14 protein-coding genes are annotated in these 16,862 nt (G+C 71.3%); 7 read left to right on the forward strand and 7 right to left on the reverse strand.

From position 1 onward, the window contains the following. Nucleotides 1-6 precede the first annotated feature (6 nt). The gene (locus ACWBNA_RS34730; RefSeq protein ID WP_482708486.1) at nt 7-1,377 is read right to left on the reverse strand and encodes a glutamine synthetase family protein; all 1,371 of its coding nucleotides are present in this window, start codon (nt 1,375-1,377) and stop codon (nt 7-9) included. 85 nt (nt 1,378-1,462) lie between these two features. Between ACWBNA_RS34730 and ACWBNA_RS34735 the strand changes: the two genes are divergently transcribed. Together ACWBNA_RS34735 and ACWBNA_RS34740 are read left to right on the forward strand one after the other, a co-directional pair. Further along, complete coding sequence (locus ACWBNA_RS34735; RefSeq protein ID WP_482708487.1) at nt 1,463-2,194, forward strand: FadR/GntR family transcriptional regulator; 732 nt, start codon at nt 1,463-1,465, stop codon at nt 2,192-2,194. A gap of 61 nt (nt 2,195-2,255) precedes the next feature. Further along, nucleotides 2,256-2,942 carry a gamma-glutamyl-gamma-aminobutyrate hydrolase family protein gene (locus ACWBNA_RS34740; RefSeq protein ID WP_482708488.1) on the forward strand — a complete coding sequence of 229 codons (687 nt, stop codon included), beginning with the start codon at nt 2,256-2,258 and terminating at the stop codon, nt 2,940-2,942. 24 nt (nt 2,943-2,966) lie between these two features. Here the strand turns inward: ACWBNA_RS34740 and ACWBNA_RS34745 are convergent, their stop codons facing one another. Continuing rightward, entirely contained in the window at nt 2,967-3,902 is a 936-nt protein-coding gene (locus tag ACWBNA_RS34745) for a LysR family transcriptional regulator (protein ID WP_482708489.1), read from the reverse strand. 70 nt (nt 3,903-3,972) lie between these two features. On the opposite strand from ACWBNA_RS34745, the gene ACWBNA_RS34750 reads away from it, so the two are divergent. Then, the gene (locus ACWBNA_RS34750; RefSeq protein WP_482708490.1) at nt 3,973-5,145 is read left to right on the forward strand and encodes a TDT family transporter; all 1,173 of its coding nucleotides are present in this window, start codon (nt 3,973-3,975) and stop codon (nt 5,143-5,145) included. On the opposite strand, the gene ACWBNA_RS34755 is transcribed toward ACWBNA_RS34750, so the two are convergent. From ACWBNA_RS34755 to ACWBNA_RS34770, 4 genes are all read right to left on the reverse strand, one after another. Beyond that, nucleotides 5,057-5,770: a helical backbone metal receptor gene (locus ACWBNA_RS34755; protein ID WP_482708491.1), complete on the reverse strand. Its 714-nt coding sequence runs from the start codon at nt 5,768-5,770 to the stop codon at nt 5,057-5,059. The two genes, ACWBNA_RS34750 and ACWBNA_RS34755, sit on opposite strands and share 89 nt — an antisense overlap. Then, nucleotides 5,767-6,339: a helix-turn-helix domain-containing protein gene (locus ACWBNA_RS34760; protein ID WP_482708492.1), complete on the reverse strand. Its 573-nt coding sequence runs from the start codon at nt 6,337-6,339 to the stop codon at nt 5,767-5,769. The genes ACWBNA_RS34755 and ACWBNA_RS34760 overlap by 4 nt, the downstream gene beginning before the upstream one ends. A 391-nt stretch (nt 6,340-6,730) precedes the next feature. After that, nucleotides 6,731-9,349 (reverse strand): ABC transporter permease/substrate binding protein, encoded by a 2,619-nt coding sequence (locus ACWBNA_RS34765; protein WP_482708493.1) that lies wholly within the window; start codon nt 9,347-9,349, stop codon nt 6,731-6,733. Then, complete coding sequence (locus ACWBNA_RS34770; protein WP_482708494.1) at nt 9,342-10,430, reverse strand: quaternary amine ABC transporter ATP-binding protein; 1,089 nt, start codon at nt 10,428-10,430, stop codon at nt 9,342-9,344. Before ACWBNA_RS34770 ends, ACWBNA_RS34765 begins: the two co-directional genes overlap by 8 nt. A gap of 221 nt (nt 10,431-10,651) precedes the next feature. Here ACWBNA_RS34770 and ACWBNA_RS34775 point away from each other — a divergent pair, with 221 nt between their 5' ends. The 4 genes from ACWBNA_RS34775 (at nt 10,652) to ACWBNA_RS34790 (ending at nt 15,358) form a co-directional block, all read left to right on the forward strand. Continuing rightward, a complete protein-coding gene (locus ACWBNA_RS34775; protein WP_482708529.1) occupies nt 10,652-11,557 on the forward strand; it encodes a 5'-3' exonuclease in 906 nt (301 codons plus the stop codon). A 126-nt stretch (nt 11,558-11,683) separates the two neighbouring features. Next, a complete protein-coding gene (locus ACWBNA_RS34780; protein WP_482708495.1) occupies nt 11,684-12,529 on the forward strand; it encodes a siderophore-interacting protein in 846 nt (281 codons plus the stop codon). Between the two features lie 283 nt (nt 12,530-12,812). Next, nucleotides 12,813-14,366 (forward strand): amino acid permease, encoded by a 1,554-nt coding sequence (locus ACWBNA_RS34785; RefSeq protein WP_482708496.1) that lies wholly within the window; start codon nt 12,813-12,815, stop codon nt 14,364-14,366. Nucleotides 14,367-14,407: 41 nt separating this feature from the next. Then, a complete protein-coding gene (locus tag ACWBNA_RS34790) occupies nt 14,408-15,358 on the forward strand; it encodes an RluA family pseudouridine synthase (protein WP_482708497.1) in 951 nt (316 codons plus the stop codon). Here the strand turns inward: ACWBNA_RS34790 and ACWBNA_RS34795 are convergent. Then, nucleotides 15,352-16,836, reverse strand: a complete 1,485-nt coding sequence (locus ACWBNA_RS34795; protein ID WP_482708498.1) for a cytochrome P450 — start codon at nt 16,834-16,836, stop codon at nt 15,352-15,354. The two genes, ACWBNA_RS34790 and ACWBNA_RS34795, sit on opposite strands and share 7 nt — an antisense overlap. Nucleotides 16,837-16,862: the final 26 nt, after the last annotated feature.

Genomic DNA, 16,862 nt, shown 5'->3' on the forward strand with positions numbered 1-16,862 from the left:
AACCTCTCACAAGCGTTCGAAGGAGCGGCGCAGCTCCCAGTCGGTCACCGCGGCGTCGAAAGCCTCCAGTTCGACGCGGGCCATGTTGCGGTAGTGCGCGACGACCTCGTCACCGAAGGCGGCCTTGGCGATCGGGCTGTTCTCCCAGAGGTCGGCGGCTTCCCGCAGGGTGGTCGGCACATGCTCGAACCCGGCGGTGTAGGCGTTGCCCGAGCACGCCTCGGGGAGCTCCAGTTTCTGCTCGATGCCGTGGAGGCCGGCCGCGACGAGTCCGGCCACCGCGAGGTACGGGTTGACGTCGCCGCCGGGCAGCCGGTTCTCGAAGCGCATGGAGCGGCCGTGGCCGACCACGCGCAGCGAGCAGGTGCGGTTGTCGTAGCCCCAGGCGACGGCCGTCGGGGCGAAGGAGCCCGGCTGGAACCGCTTGTAGGAGTTGATGTTGGGGGCGTAGAGGAGCGAGAAGTCGCGCAGGGCGGCCAGCTGTCCGGCGAGGAAGTGGCGCATGACCTCCGACATGCCGCCCTCGTCCTGCGGGGAGCCCGCCATGGCGTTGTTTCCGGCCGCGTCCGCGAGCGAGAGGTGGATGTGGCAGGAGTTGCCCTCGCGCTCGTTGTACTTGGCCATGAAGGTGATCGAGACGCCTTCCTGGGAGGCGATCTCCTTGGCGCCGGTCTTGTAGACGGCGTGCTGGTCGCAGGTGACCAGGGCGTCGTCGTAGCGGAAGGCGATCTCGTGCTGGCCGGGGTTGCACTCGCCCTTGGCGGACTCGACGGTGAGTCCGGCGGCGGCCATCTCGTTGCGGATGCGCCGCAGCAGCGGCTCGATGCGGCCGGTGCCGAGCACCGAGTAGTCGATGTTGTACTGGTTGGCCGGGGTGAGCCCGCGGTAGTTCGCGTCCCACGCCTGCTCGTAGGTGTCCTTGAAGACGATGAACTCCAGCTCGGTGCCCACCTGGGCGGTGAAGCCGTGCTCGGCGAGCCGCTCCAGCTGGCGGCGCAGGATCTGGCGGGGGGCGGCGACCACCGGGGAGCCGTCGGTCCAGGCGAGGTCGGCGACCAGCATCGCCGTACCGGCGTTCCAGGGGACGCGGCGGAGTGTGGACAGGTCGGGGTGCATGGCGAAGTCGCCGTAGCCGCGGTCCCAGGAGGACATGGCGAACCCGTCGACGGTGTTCATGTCGGTGTCGACGGCGAGGAGGTAGTTGCAGCCCTCGGTGCCGTGGTGGAGGACCTCGTCCAGGAAGAAACGGGCGGCGAACCGCTTGCCCTGGAGCCGCCCTTGCATGTCGGGAAAGGCCAGGACGACAGTGTCGATCTCACCGCCGGCGACGAGGGTGTGCAGTTCCTCGACGCTCAGCGGGGGTGTGCGGTCTGCCACGGGAAAGCCTCCTTCGGCTTCTTCGATCAGCCGGAAGCCATAAGGTATTGCGGAGAACCATTGCTTGGGAAGGGGGCACGGCCACATGGCGGCGGACGGCGGCGGCCCGGACGACCGGCTCACACCGGTACTGCGGCCGGTGCGGGCGGGCAACGGCTTCGAGGAGGCGTTGGAGCAGATCCTCCAGGTCGTACGGCTAGGCCTGGTGAAGGGCGGGGAGCGGCTGCCCGCGGAGCGGGAGCTGGCGGAGCGGCTCGGGATCAGCCGGGTCACCCTGCGCGAGGTGCTGAAGGTGCTCCAGGACCAGGGGCTGGTGGAGTCGCGGCGCGGCCGCTACGGCGGAACGTTCGTCCTGCCGCGTACCGACGCGGGCGGCGAGGACGAGCTGCGGCGCCGCATCGCCGAGGTCGACATCGAGGACGTGCTCCGCTTCCGGGAGGTTCTGGAGGTGGGCGCCGCGGGGCTGTGCGCGACGCACGGGCTGTCGGCGGAGCAGGCCGGGCGACTGCGGCAGGCGCTGGCCGCCACGCAGGACGCGCCCCTGTCCGAGTACCGGCGCCTGGACACGCTGCTCCACCTCACACTCGCCGAGCTGTGCGGTTCGCCGACGCTGACCGCGCGGTACGCGGCGGTACGCGCCTCGGTGAACGACCTTCTCGACTGCATCCCGCTGCTGGTGCGCAACCTGGAGCACTCCCAGCGCCAGCACACCGCGCTGGTCGAGGCGGTCCTCGACGGGGACGCGGACGGGGCGCGGGAGATGATGCGGGAGCACTGCGCGGGGACGGCGGCGCTGTTGCGGGGATTCCTGGCGTGAGGAGGAGACTGGCCGTGCGGAAAAGGTTTGACGGAAGTCCATTGACGGGTCGGAGGGACACATGCCGGGCAGGCCGCTGATCGGAGTCAGTACGTACCTGGAGGCCGGGGCGCGCTGGGGCGTGTGGGAGCTGGAGGCCGCGCTGCTGCCCGCCGGCTACCCGCGCCTGGTGCAGCGCGCGGGCGGGCTGGCCGCGATGCTCCCGCCGGACGCCCCGGAGCACGCCGGAGCGGCCGTCGCCCGCCTCGACGGCCTGGTGATCGCGGGCGGCCCGGACGTCGAACCGGTCCGTTACGGCGCGCGGGCCGACCCCCGCACCGGACCGCCCGCCCGCGCCCGGGACGCCTGGGAACTCGCCCTGATCGACGCGGCCCTGGCCGCACGGATCCCGCTGCTGGGGATCTGCCGGGGCATGCAGCTGCTGAACGTCGCCCTGGGCGGCACCCTCGTCCAGCACATCGACGGGCACGCGGTGCGGCCCGGGGTCTTCGGCCGGCACTCCGTGAAGCCGGTGCCCGGCACGGCGTACGGCGACATCGCCCCGGAGGAGACGTCGGTGCCCACCTTCCACCACCAGTCGGTCGACCGCCTGGGCACGGGCCTGATCGCCTCGGCGTACGCGGCGGACGGGACGGTGGAGGCGGTCGAACTGCCGGGCTCCCCCTGGGTGGTGGGCGTGCAGTGGCATCCGGAGATGGGCGAGGACGTGCGGGTCATGCGAGCGCTGGTCGAGGCGGCCTCCTCGTAGCGCGAGCCCCCGACCGGCGCCCGCTCATCCGCGCGTCAGCGACAGCAGCTCCCTCGCCGGTCCCACCGGCCGGTGCCCCGTGGGCCACACCGCCCTCAGATCCCGGGCCAGCGAGACGTCCGCCACCGGCACGCTCACCAACCGCCGCATCCCCAGCTCCTCCCGCACGGCCAGCTCGCTGAGCACCGCCGGGCCCGCCCCGCTCACCGCGGCCGCCTTCACCGCCGTGGTGGACGACAGCTCGATCAGCGGACGCGCCAGGCCGCCCAGGGCCCTGTCGAGGACCTGGCGCGTGCCGGATCCCTTCTCGCGCAGGATCAGCGGCGTCACCGCCAGCTCCGACGCCTCCAGGGCACGGCGACGGCGGGCCCACGGATGACCCGGCGCCGTCACCACGATCAGCCGGTCGTGGGCGATGACCACGGAGTCCAGGCCGGTGGGAACACTCAGCCCCTCGACGAAGCCCAGGTCCGCCTCGTCCGACAGCAACCGCTCCGCGACCGCCGCCGAGTTGCCCGCGAGCAGCGACACCGCGGTGTCCGGCCGCTGGGCGCGCAGGGCGAGCAGCCAGCCCGGCAGCAGGTACTCGGCGATGGTCATGCTCGCCGCCACCCGCAGCCGGGAGTCCCGCCGGTCCCGCAGCGCCTGCGCCCCCGCGTCGAACGCCTCGGCCGCCTCCACGATCCGCCGGGCCCAGTCCGTGACGAGCGCCCCGGTGTCGGTGAGCCGGGAGCCGCGCGGCGAACGGTCCACCAGCGCCACTCCCAGCTGGCGTTCCATCGAGCGGAGCCGGCTGCTGGCCGCCGGCTGGGTGATGCCCAGCTCGCGCGCCGCCTGGCCGAGACTTCCGAGCCGCGCCACCGCCAACAGCAGTTCCAGCGCCCCGAGTTCCGGCACCCGGTGCGAGAGCGAGCCGCCCACCTCGTACCGGGAGTTCTCCTGTTCCACATCGCCGCTCATAAAGACAGCTTATGTCCTCATAGAGACATACTCCCTGGTAGCGGCCCATCACCGGCGAGACGGTGGACACATGCTCACCGCCGCCCGGCCCCTCCCCCGTGCCACCGCACACCCCCCGCGCGCCCTCGCCGTCCGCCACCTCGGGCCGAACTGGTACGCCTGCGTCATGGGCACCGCCATCGTCGCCACCGCCGGAGCCGGCCTGCCCCTCCAGGTCCCCGGCCTGCGCACCGCCTGCACCGCCGTCTGGGCCCTCTCCCTGACGCTGCTCCTGGCCCTGCTCGGCGCCCGGGCCCTGCACTGGAGGCACCACCGCGACCAGGCCCGCGCCCACCTCCTCGACCCGGCCACGGCTCCCTTCTACGGCTGCCTCGCCATGGCCCTGCTCGCCGTCGGCGGCGGCACGCTCACCGTCGGCCGGGACTGGATCGGCACCGAGGCGGCGGTCGCCGTCGACGCCGTGCTGTTCACCGCCGGAACGGCCGTGGGGCTGGCGGCCGCCGTCGCCGTGCCGTACCTGATGGCCGTACGCCATCGCGTGGAGTCGGGACAGGCGACGCCCGTGTGGCTGCTGCCCGTCGTCGCGCCCATGGTGTCGGCCGCGCTCGGACCGCTCCTCGTGCCGCACCTGCCGCCCGGCCGGCCGCGCGAGATGCTGCTGTTCGCCTGCTGCGCGCTGTTCGGACTGAGCCTGCTCGCGACCTTGGCGATGCTGCCGATGATCGTCGCCCGCGTGATCACCGGCGGGCCCCTGCCTCTGGCCCTCACCCCGACCCTGTTCCTGGTGCTCGGCCCGCTCGGCCAGTCCACGACCGCCGCCGGCAACTTCGCGAACGTGGCGCCGGGCGTCGTACCGGCTCCGTACAGCGCGGGCTTCGGCGTCTTCGCGGTCCTCTACGGCGTTCCCGTCATGGGCTTCGCCCTGCTGTGGTTCGGGCTCGCCGCCGCGCACGTCCTGCGCGCACGGCGGCGGGGCATGGGCTTCGCGATGACCTGGTGGGCGTTCACCTTCCCGGTGGGCACCTGCGTCACGGGTGCGGAGGCCCTGGCCCGGCACACGGGGCTGCCCGCCTACGACTGGCTCGCCGTCGGCCTCTACGGCGTCCTCGTCGCCGCCTGGGCCACCGCCGCCGTGCACACCGCGCGCGGTCTGCTCAGCGGGTCGCTGCTCGCAGCGCCTCGCCTAGCACCCTCGGCGCCTCGGCCAGCGACGGTCCGTACCAGGTCAGGTGCCGCCCGCTGACCAGCGCGCACGGCAGGCCGGGGAAGGCCTCGGGGCCGTCGTCGGCGGTGAAGCGGTAGGGCTCGTCGGGCAGGACGACGACGTCCGGGGCGGCGGCCCTCAGGTCCTCGACAGGGATGCGGGGATAACGCTCCGCGTGTCCCGTGTACAGGTGGTCGACGCCCAGGCGGGCCAGGACGTCGCCCGCGAAGGTGTCCCGGCCCAGGACCATCCACGGCCGGCGCCAGATCGGGACGACCGCTGTCCTGCGGTGCTCGGGCGGCCGTGGCGCCGACCAGGCCTCCTCGGCCTCGTCCAGCCAGCGCGGGCAGGTCCCCGCCCCGCAGGCGCGCAGCACGCGCTCCAGTTCCCGCAACGCCTGCGGCACGTCCCGCACCTCGGTCACCAGCACCTCGACACCCGCCTCGCGCAGGGCGGCCAGGTCGGGGGCGCGGTTCTCCTCCTCGTTGGCGATCACCAGATCGGGGGCGAGGGCGAGGATCCGGTCGACCTTCGGGTTCTTGGTGCCGCCGACGCGGACCACGTCGAGGTCTGCCGGGTGCGTGCACCAGTCGGTGGCGCCGACCAGGGTGCCGGTCCCGGCCACGGCCTCCGTGAGGGACGGGACGAGCGAGACGACCCTCACCGGCGCGGCCGGTCGCGGACCGCCTCGATGTGCTCGGCCACGGCGACGACGACCACGCGGGTGTCGGCCACCGTCGCCCGCCAGCGGTGCCGGACACCACCGGTCAGGTACAGGGTGTCGCCGCGGCCGAGGCGGTAGGCGCGGCCCTCGGCCTCGATCTCGACGCCGCCGTCGGCGACGTACATCAACTGGTCGTTGCGGTACTGGAACTCACGGCCCGCGTCGTGGTCGCCGGTGAACTCCGAGGCGTGCATCTGGTGATGACCGCGCACCAGGGAACGCACCCGGGGTTCGAGCGGCAGAGCCTCGGTTTCCTCGACGCGCACGACATCCACGCTGCACGCCGGGTCGGCGGCGGCGAGCAGTTCGACGGCGGTGGTGCGCAGGGCGTCGGCGACCTTTTCGAGGGAGCCGCGGCTGGGCCGCGCGCGTTCGTTCTCGATCTGGCTCAGGAACGGGACCGACAGCCCGCTGCGCTCGGCCACGACGGCGAGGGTGAGCTCCAGCGCCCGGCGCCGACGCCGTACGGCCGCGCCCACCCGAAGGGGCTGTTCTTTGTGGTCGCCCATCGCTTCGGCTCCCTCCTCGGCTCGTCGGTCCGCATCCCCTGCGCCACGGCTCGGACTCAGTGCTTCTGATGACTTCTCTGCACCCTACGCATGTTCGGCAAACCGTTTCATGCGGCCGCCACATCGACGCCACACCGTACGTCACAGGACCTCACAGATCGCGCCAGTGGATCGGCTCCCCGCGCTCACCGGGACCGGTCGTCTCCCGCGCGACGAAGAGTGCGACCGGCAGGCCGGACAGCGGTCGGGGCCAGAGGTGGGTAGCTCTGTGTGATTGGCCGGATCCCGCCCGTGGGCAAGGAGTTCCGGACATGACCCGAGGGGCGGGCCTCACCACACGCTGTCAGGACGCGTGGGGAGGCCCGCCCCTCGGGCGGCTTCGGTGCGGCGGCTACGGCGGGGTCATCCGGCCGACCATGTCCGGGTGCTCCTTCAGCCACGCGGCGACCGCTTCCTCCTCCTGGCCCTGGCCGTGCTTGTTGATCTCGGCTTCCAGGCTGCCGAGTTCGCCCTCGCTCATCGTGAAGTTCTTGATCCACTTCGTGAGCTGGGGGTACTGCCCGGGGAACTTCTCGTTGGAGATGGTGCGGATCGTGTTGCCCTCGCCGAAGAACTTCTTGTCGTCCTTGAGCTTGGTGAGGTCGTACTGGCTGTACGCCCAGTGCGGCGACCACAGGACGACCGCGACGGGCTCCTTCTTGGCGTAGGCGCGCTTGAGCTCGGCCAGCATCGCGGGCGTGGAGCCGTCGACGACCTGGTACTCCTTGTCGAGGCCGTAGCCGGGCAGCACCTTCGTCTTGAGCAGGTTCATCTCGCCGGTGCCCGGCTCGATGCCGATGATCTTCCCGTCGAAGAGGCCGGCCTTGCCCTTGAGGTCCTCGTAGGACGTGATGCCCTTGACGTACGAGGGCACCGCGACCTCCAGCGAGGTCGGCTCGTACCAGGTGCCCAGGTCCGCGAGTCTGTCCTTGCTCTGGTCCCAGTAGTTCTTCTGCGCGTACGGCAGCCAGGCGTCGAAATTGACGTCGAGGTCACCGGAGGCGAGGCCCGTGTAGACCGGGCCGACGTCCATCTGCTTCAGGTTCAGCTTGTAGCCGCGCCGCTCCAGGACGTTCTTCCACAGGTAGGTGACGGCGATGTCCTCGTCCCAGGGGAACCAGGCCACGTCGATGGGGTTCTTGGCCTCGGCCGGGGTCGAGCCGGCGCCGCCCGCGACCGGGGCCAGCTTGTCCACGACGCCGGGGTTCTTCTTCAGCCAGGCGCGGACGGCGTCCTGCTGCTTGCCCTCGCCCGCCTTGTTGATCTCGGCTTCGAGACCGGTGAGCTGCTTCTCGTCCATCGTGAAGTTCTTCAGCCACTCACCGACGACCGGGTTGTCGTCCGCGAAGCCCTTGCGGGCGACCGTGTGCACGCCGTCGCCCTTGCCCCAGGCGCCCTTGGGGTCCTTGAGCTTCTTCAGGTCGTAGTCGCTGTACGCCCAGTGCGGCGACCAGAGCGTGACGACGATCGGATCCTTCTTGCTGTAGGCCCGCTTGAGCTCGGCCAGCATCGCCGGCGTGGAGCTGTCGACGACCTTGTACTCCTTGTCGAGGCCGTACTCCTTGAGGACCTTGCTCTTGAGCAGGGACATCATGCCGGCGCTGGACTCGATGCCGGTGATCTTCCCGCCGAAGGTGGCGGCCTTGCCCTTGAGGTCCTCCAGCGAGTCGATGCCCTTCATGTAGGAGGGCACGCTCAGCTCCAGGGAGGTCTGGCCGTACCAGGCACCGAGGTCGTCGAGCTTGCCGCCGTACTTCTTCCAGTACTGCTCGTGGGTGGTCGGCAGCCAGGCGTCGGTCTGGAAGTCGACGCTGCCCTGGGCGAGCGAGGTGTAGAGCGGGCCGGCGTCGAACTGCTTGGTGTCGACCTGGTAGCCGCGCTCCTCGAGGATCTCCTTCCACAGGTAGGTGGAGGCGACGCCCTCGTCCCAGGGGATGTACCCGATGGTGATCTTCTTGCCCTGGCCGACGTCCTTGCCGTCGGCGACGGCCGTGGAGCCGCCCGTACCGCCGCCGAAGACGCCCATGCCGCCCGCCACGAGGGCGAGGACGACGATGCCGACCACGGCGATCTGCGGGCGCGGCCGGTACGACCAGACCTTCACGCCCTGCGCGGCGCGCGCCCTGGCGGCGGCGCGGCGGCCCAGCGGGGAGACGTGCACGCCCAGGGCGCTGGTCATGCGGTCGAGGTAGATCGCGAGGATCACGATGGCGACGCCGGCCTCGGAGCCGAGGCCGATGTTGAGCTGGCCGATGGCCTGGTTGACGTCGCCGCCGAGGCCCCCGGTGCCGACCATGCCGGCGATCGCGGCCATGGACAGGCCCAGCATGATGACCTGGTTCACGCCGGCCATGACGGTGGGCAGCGCGAGCGGCAGCTGGACGCGCAGCAGTGTGTCGCGCGGGGTGGTGCCGAACGCCTGGGCGGCCTCGACCAGTTCCTTGTCGACCTGGCGGATGCCCAGCTCCGTCATGCGCACGCCGGGGGCGAGCGCGAAGATCAGGGTCGCGACGATGCCCGCGGAGGCGCCCGTGCCGAAGAACAGGATCGCCGGGATGAGGTAGATCATCGCGGGCAGCGTCTGCATGAAGTCCAGCACCGGCCGGACCAGTCCGCTGACCCGGTCGGAGCGCGCCGCCCAGATGCCCACCGGAACGGATATCACCAGCGCGATGAGGGTGGCGACGAGGACGAGCGACAGGGTCACCATCGCGTTGTCCCACAGTTCGAGGGAGTCGATGAAGGCGAATCCCGCGAAGGTGAGGACACCGGCCAGCGTGCCGCGCAGCCAGAACGCGAGCACGGCGAAGATGCCCGCGAGGATCAGGGGTTCGGGCGCCTGGAGGACGGCGTTGATGCCGTCGTAGGTGCCGGTGAAGACGGTCTTCAGGAAGTCGAAGAGCCAGGCCATGTGGCCGAGCAGCCAGTCGACGGCGTCGTTGACCCAGTCGCCGAGCGGAATCCTAGGCACGGGACACCACCTTGTCCCCGCCCTTGTCCCGGGGGGAGTCGCAGGCCACGGGGGCGCCCTGCTCGTCGCCGAGGAACCCGACGAGCCGCTGTCTCGGTACGACGCCGACGGGTGTGCCGTGCGCGTCGAGAACCGTGACGGGGTGGGACAGGCGGGCGCTGATCGCGCACAGCTCGGTGAACGGGGTGTCGGGCGTCGCGGTCTCACATCCGCACCGGCCCTCGTCGCCGCGGACGTCCGTGTCCATCACGGCGGACGCGGTCAGGACGCGGGAGCGGTCGACGTCCTGGATGAAGGAGGCCACGTAGTCGTTCTCCGGGCGGATGAGGATGTCCTCGGCCGTGCCGTTCTGCACGATGCGGCCGTCGCGCATGACGGCGATGCGGTCGCCCAGGCGCATGGCCTCGTTGAGGTCGTGGGTGATGAAGACGATCGTCTTCTTCAGGGTCTGCTGGAGCTGGAGGAGCTGGTCCTGCATGTCCCGGCGGATCAGCGGGTCGAGCGCGCTGAAGGACTCGTCCATGAGCAGCAGGTCGGCGTTGGTGGCGAGGGCGCGGGCCAGGCCCACACGCTGCTGCATGCCGCCGGACAGCTCGTCGGGCCAGGACTTCTCCCAGCCGGCCAGGCCGCACATGCCCAGCGCCTCGGCGGCACGCGCCTCACGCTCGCGGCGGGGCACGCCCTGGACGGCCAGGCCGTAGGCCGCGTTCTCCAGGACGCTGCGGTGCGGGAAGAGCGCGAAGTGCTGGAAGACCATGCTGATCTTCTTCGCGCGGACCGCGCGCAGGTCGCGGTCGGAGAGCGCGGTCAGGTCGTCGCCGTCGAAGCGGACACTTCCCGCGGTCGGCTCCAGGAGGCCGTTGAGCATGCGCAGCAGCGTGGACTTGCCGGATCCGGACAGGCCCATGACCACGAAGATCTGGCCCGGCTCCACGGTGAAGGAGGCGTCGATCACCGCCGCCGTGGTGCCGTCGGCACGCAGTTCCTCCCGGTCGGCGCCCTGTCGGAGCCGTTCGACTGCCTCGTTCGGTCGTCTGCCGAACACCTTGTACAACGCTTCGGCCTCAAGTCTGGATGACACGCGTACCTCTTGTCTCGACGGCCAGGAACGCGGAGGCGAAGGGCCACAGACAGTTGAATGCGCAACCGGCATCGCTCCGGAAGCCGCACCTGCCCTGGTCGGTACCGGTCAAACGCACAGGTGGTCCAGTTCACAGGACGTTTACGCGCGGTAAGCGCTGCGTCGCCGACACGTCTCTGTCCGTGGCGTACGGCATGATGCGTGGCGTGACCGGACGACTGATGCTCCTCGACACCGCCTCGCTCTACTTCCGCGCCTACTTCGGCGTGCCGGATTCCGTGAGGGCCCCGGACGGCACGCCGGTGAACGCCGTGCGCGGGCTCCTGGAATTCATCGACCGCCTGGTCAAGGACCACCGCCCCGATCACCTGGTGGCCTGCATGGACGCCGACTGGCGCCCCCACTGGCGGGTCGAGCTGATCCCCTCCTACAAGGCACACCGCGTCGCCGAGGAGCACGTGGCGGGCCCCGACGAGGAGGAGGTGCCGGACACGCTCTCACCGCAGGTGCCGGTCATCGAGGCCGTCCTCGACGCGCTGGGCATCGCCCGCGTGGGCGTGGCGGAGTACGAGGCGGACGACGTGATCGGCACGTTCACCGCGCGGGCCGAGGGCCCGGTCGACATCGTCACCGGCGACCGCGACCTGTACCAGCTGGTGGACGACGGGCGCGGGGTGCGCGTGCTGTACCCGCTCAAGGGCGTCGGCACGCTGCAGCTGACGGACGAGGCGTGGCTGCGGGAGAAGTATGGGGTCGACGGCAGGGGGTACGCAGATCTTGCGCTGCTGCGCGGCGACCCGAGCGACGGCCTGCCGGGGGTGCCCGGCATCGGCGAGAAGACCGCGGCCAAGCTGCTCGCCGAGTTCGGCGACCTGGCCGGGATCATCGCCGCGGTCGACGACCCGAAGGCGAAGCTCACGCCGACGCAGCGCAGGCGTCTGGACGAGTCGCGGCCGTATCTGGCGGTGGCGCCGAAGGTCGTCAAGGTCGCGGACGACGTTCCGCTGCCGGATGTCGACACGGCTCTGCCGCGGGTGCCGCGCGATGCCGTGGCGTTGAAGGAGCTGGCGGCCCACTGGGGGCTGGGTGGATCATTGCAGCGGCTGCTCGCGACGCTTGTCGCGTAGGCGGTGCTCCGGGGGTCGAGGTCTTCTTGAAGAGGTGTTTGCTTACCAACCTCTCATGTGGGGGGTGTTCACTGGGGGGAAGTGCTAACTTAGGTAAGCCTAAGCAAAGGGATCTGGGAGGCCGCCATGGCAGAACGACCGGGACGACAGCCGCGGAAGCCCCACTTCGCACAGGTCGTCCGGACCGAACGGCTGACCCCGCACATGCAGCGCGTCGTGCTCGGCGGCGAGGGCCTGGCCGACTTCTCCCCGGACACCTGCACCGACCACTACGTGAAGCTGCTGTTCCCGGCGGATGGCGCGACCTACCCCGAGCCCTTCGACATGCAGCGGATCCGCGAGGAGTTCCCGCGCGAGCAGTGGCCCGTGACCCGGACCTACACGGTCCGCGCCTGGGACCCCCAACACCGCGAACTGACGCTGGACTTCGTGATCCACGGCGACGAGGGCCTGGCCGGACCGTGGGCCCTGCGCGCCCAGCCGGGTGAAACCGTGTGGTTCATGGGCCCCGGCGGCGCCTACGCCCCCGACCCGACCGCCGACTGGCACCTGCTCGTCGGCGACGAGAGCGCTTTGCCCGCGATCGCCCGTTCCCTGGAGGCGCTGCCCGCCGGCGCCCGCGCCCACGCCTTCATCGAGGTCTCCGGTCCGGAGGAGGAGCAGAAGATCGACTCCGATGTGGAGGTCGTCTGGCTGCACCGCGGCGAGGGCCGTATCGGCGACGCGCTGACCGAGGCGGTACGGGCGCTGGAGTTCCCGGAGGGCCGCGTGCACGCGTTCGTGCACGGCGAGGCGCACTTCGTGAAGCAGCTGCGCCATCTTCTGCGGGTCGAGCGCGCGGTCGCCCGCGAGGACCTGTCGATCTCCGGCTACTGGCGGCTCGGCCACAACGAGGACGGCTGGCAGGCCTCCAAGCGGGACTGGAACGCGCGCATCGAGGCGGAGCAGGAGGGGTCGGCGCCCGCCGCGTGACCCGTCGACTTCACAGGCGGCCCCGGCTGGGGCACGGGCCGCCATAGCGTTGCCCCGCGGGGCCGCATCCCGCGGACGGGCACGGCACCCGGAAACCCACGCACCCAGGCACCCAGGCACCCACGCGCGAGACGCGACATATCGCGATTCAGCGGGCACGACTGGAGAGTGAGGACTTGGGCCCGCTACAGATACGGCGGCGTCACGCGGGCGAAACAGGGCCTACCTAATTTCTGTCACCCGACAGGAATTCCGCTCCCTGCGCCCGAAGGCAGGTGCCGCCGTGACCACCACCACCCCCTCCGAGGTACGCCCCGATCCACCGCACTCCCCCGACGACCGCTCCCTCACCGAGTTCGGCTACCGCCAGGAACTGCACCGCAGCCTGGGCAGGTACGCGTCCTTCGCGGCCGGGTTCTCCTTCATCTCCGTCCTGACGACCGTCTTCCAGTTCTTCGCCTTCGGGTACGCGTTCGGCGGCCCCGTCTTCTTCTGGACCTGGCCGGCGGTACTGGTCGGGCAGCTGATGGTGGCCGCCTGCTTCGCCGAACTGGCCGCCCGCTATCCGATCTCCGGCGCCATCTACCAGTGGTCGTCGCGTCTTTCGAACCTCACGTTCGGCTGGTTCGCCGGCTGGATCATGGTGATCGGACAGATCGTGGTGGTCGCGGCCGCGGCACTGGCGCTGCAGCTGGTGCTGCCCGCGATCTGGTCCGGCTTCCAGCTGATCGGCACCGACGCGGCGATCACCTCGGCGGACGGCGCGGCCAACGCGGCCGTCCTCGGCGTGATCCTGCTGGCCCTGACCACGCTGGTGAACATCCTGGACAACCGCGTGATGTCCGTGATCAACCGCGTCGGGGTCACCGCCGAGATCATCGGCGCGGTCCTGATCGTCGTCCTGCTGCTGACCCACTCCGAACGCACCCCCGGCATCACCTTCCACACCGAGGGCGCCGCCCAGTCCGGCCTGCTCGGGGCCCTGCTGGTGGGCTCGTTCGCGGCGGCGTACGTGATGATCGGCTTCGACAGCGCGGGCGAGATGAGCGAGGAGACGCACCACCCCCGGCGCACCGCGCCCCGCACCATCCTCGTCGCGCTCGGCGCGGCGGGCCTGCTCGCCACCCTGATCGTCCTCGGCGGCCTGCTCGCCGCCCCCAGCCTCACCGACGGACGTCTGGCCGTCGACGGCCTGAGCTACGTCCTCACCAGCAGCCTGGGCGACGGCGTCGGCCGCGTCCTGCTGGCCGACGTGGTGGTGGCGATCGCCGTGGCCACCCTGGCCATCCAGACGGCCGCCTGCCGCATGCTGTTCTCCATGGCCCGGGACGGCCAGCTCCCCTTCTCCCGCCGTCTCGCCAAGGTCAACCCGCGCACCGGCATGCCGAGCGCCCCGGCCCTGATGGTCGGCGTCCTGGCGGCGGCCCTGCTGCTGCTCAACTTCGCCTCCCCGGACGCCTTCCTGGCCATCGGCACCACCTGCATCGTGATGCTGTACCTGGCGTACGCGATGGTCACCGGACCGCTCCTGGTCCGCCGACTGCGCGGCGAGTTCGGCGCCGACGACGCCGACGGCACCGACGAGGCCGGCGCCCGCCTCTTCTCCCTCGGCCGCTGGGGCGTTCCCGTCAACGTCCTCGCGCTCCTGTACGGCCTGTTCATGACCGTCAACCTCGCCTGGCCGCGGGCAGCGGTGTACGACCCGGCGGGCGGGCACTGGTACTTCCAGTGGTTCACCGTGCTGTTCCTCACCGTCACCGTGGTGACCGGCGTGGCCTACCGGGCCTACAAGGCGCGTGCGGTGGTGGCGGAGGTGCCCGAGGCGGTCGCCGCGTAACCCCGCTCGGGGCACGGCGTACACGCTTACGCTTGCCCGTGATGACACGCAGCCGCCGGATCCCGCCCTCTCCCCTGCCGCAGCGCGAGGGGGTGGATCCGGTGCGGGTGCGACTGCCCGCCGAGGGGCCGTGGGCCACCGTGCGCGCCCACCTGACGGAACGGCTCTCCGGAGCGGGCACCGGTGTGGTCGACCACATGTTCGACACCGGGCGGATCGTCGGGGCGGACGGGCGGGCGGTGGCGCCGGACGCGGCCTACGTACCGGGGATGTTCGTGTGGTTCCACCGGGAGCTGCCGGCCGAGGTGCCGGTGCCGTTCCCGATCGAGGTGGTGCACCGCGACGAGCACATCGTCGTCGCCGACAAGCCGCACTTCCTGGCCACCACCCCGCGCGGCAGCCATGTCACCGAGAGCGCGCTCGCCCGGCTGCGCCGGGAACTGGACATCCCCACGCTCGGCGCCGCGCACCGGCTCGACCGGCTCACCGCCGGGCTGGTGCTGTTCACCGTGCGGCCCGAGGAGCGCGGCGCGTACCAGTCGCTGTTCGGCGACCGCTTGGTGCGCAAGCAGTACGAGGCGGTGGCGCCGTACGACCCCGGGCTCGTCCTGCCCCGGACCGTACGCAGCCGGATCGTGAAGGAACGCGGGGTGCTGGCCGCGTACGAGGTCGAGGGCGAGCCGAACGCGGTCAGCCGGGTCGAACTGGCCGAGCACGGCGGGCCCGGCCTCGGCAGGTACCGGCTCACTCCCACCACCGGGCAGACCCACCAGCTGCGGGTGCACATGAACGCCCTGGGCGTGCCCGTCCTCGGCGACCCGCTCTACCCGGTGGTGACCGGCCCCGTACCGGCCGGTGACTTCCGACGTCCGCTCCAACTGCTGGCGCGGAGCCTGGAGTTCACCGATCCGGTCACGGGAAAGGCGCACCGCTTCCGGAGTCCCAGGACTCTTCAGGCCTGGTCCTCGTACGACGAGTGGGCCGGTCAGTAACCGCGCCACCAGCGCAGGAAGCGCCGCCAGGCGCCCATCGGCCGGACCGGCTCGGGCGTCGGCGCGGGCGGCTGCGGGGGTGCCGCGACCGGCTGGGGCTGAGCCACGGACACGGGAGCCGGCTCCGGCGGGTGCGTGCCGACCTGCCAGTTGGACCGCTGGGACGGAACCGCGGCGTGGCCGGGCTTCTCCAGCACGTCCTGCTGCGGCTTGGGGTCGAACCGCACGGGCAGTTCCACCAGGTGGCGTGAGGCGATCGACTCCGCCCAGGTCAACTCGTCCTCGTCGCAGTCGAGTTCGACGTCCGGCAGTCGCATCAGCAGCGCGTCGACCCCGGTGTCGGCGATGGCGCGGCCGATGTCCTGGCCGGGGCACTCGTGCGGCCCGCCACCGAAGGCGAGGTGGGAGCGGTTGCCCATCATGTTGGCGGACAGGTCCGGACGCACTCGTGGATCGATGTTGCCCGGCGCGATGCCGAACAGCATGCCGTCGCCCTTGCGGATGCGCCGGCCGCCCAGCTCCGTGTCCTGTTTGGCGAAGTACGCGAGGACGGTGCTGATCGGCGGCTCGTCCCACAGGGACTGCTCCACCGCCTCGGGAACCGTCATCTGGCCGCCGCTGAGCTGGGCGCGAAAGCGCGGGTCGGTGAGCACCGTGCGCAGCACGTTGCCGATGAGGTTGGTCGTGGACTCGTAGGCGGCGAAGAGCACCAGGCGCAGGTGCTCCCTGACCTCGTCGTCGGTCAGGCGGGCCGGGTGGGTGATGAGGTGGCTGGTGAAGTCATCCTGGGGCTGGGCGCGCCGCCGGGCGGTGAGCCGGCTCAGCGCGTCCATGACGTAGCCATGGCTGGCGATGGCGGTCTCGGTGCCCTTGAGCGCGTCGCGGGCCGCCTGCACGAGCCGGTCGCTGTACTCGTCGGGCATGCCGAGGATCTCGCACATCACGGCCATCGGCAGGTGCTCGGCGAACTCGCTGACGAGGTCGGCCGTGCCCTCCTCGCAGAAGCGGTTGACGAGCCGCTGGGTGTGGCGGTTGATGTGGCGGCGGATGCCGCGGTGGTCGATGGTCGACATGGCGCCGGTGACCGCGCCGCGCAGCCTGAGGTGCTCGTCGCCCTCGGCGTGCGAGGCGATGGGCTGCCAGGCGATGTGCGGCATGAGGGGGTGGTCGGGCTTGACCATGCCCTCCTGGAGCGGGGTCCAGATGCGGCTGTCCCGGCAGAACAGCGAGGGCGTGCGCAGCATGTGCAGGTTCTCGGTGTGGCCGAGCACCACCCAGATGGGGACGTCTTCGTGCAGCAGCACGGGCGCCACCGGGCCGTGCTCCTCCCGGAGTTGCTCGTACAGGGACCCGAGGTCCTCTGCCTCGGGGCCGTAGAGCCGGTGCAGTCCGCCGGGTCCACGTCCGTGGGCGGGGCAGCCGGGCGGGGGGCCGAGGGAGGGGTCCGTACCGGTCAGGGAGTGGGATTCAGGCGTCACAGTGGTTGCTCCGAAGTGGATCCGGG

Source organism: Streptomyces sp. Q2 (assembly GCF_056820935.1).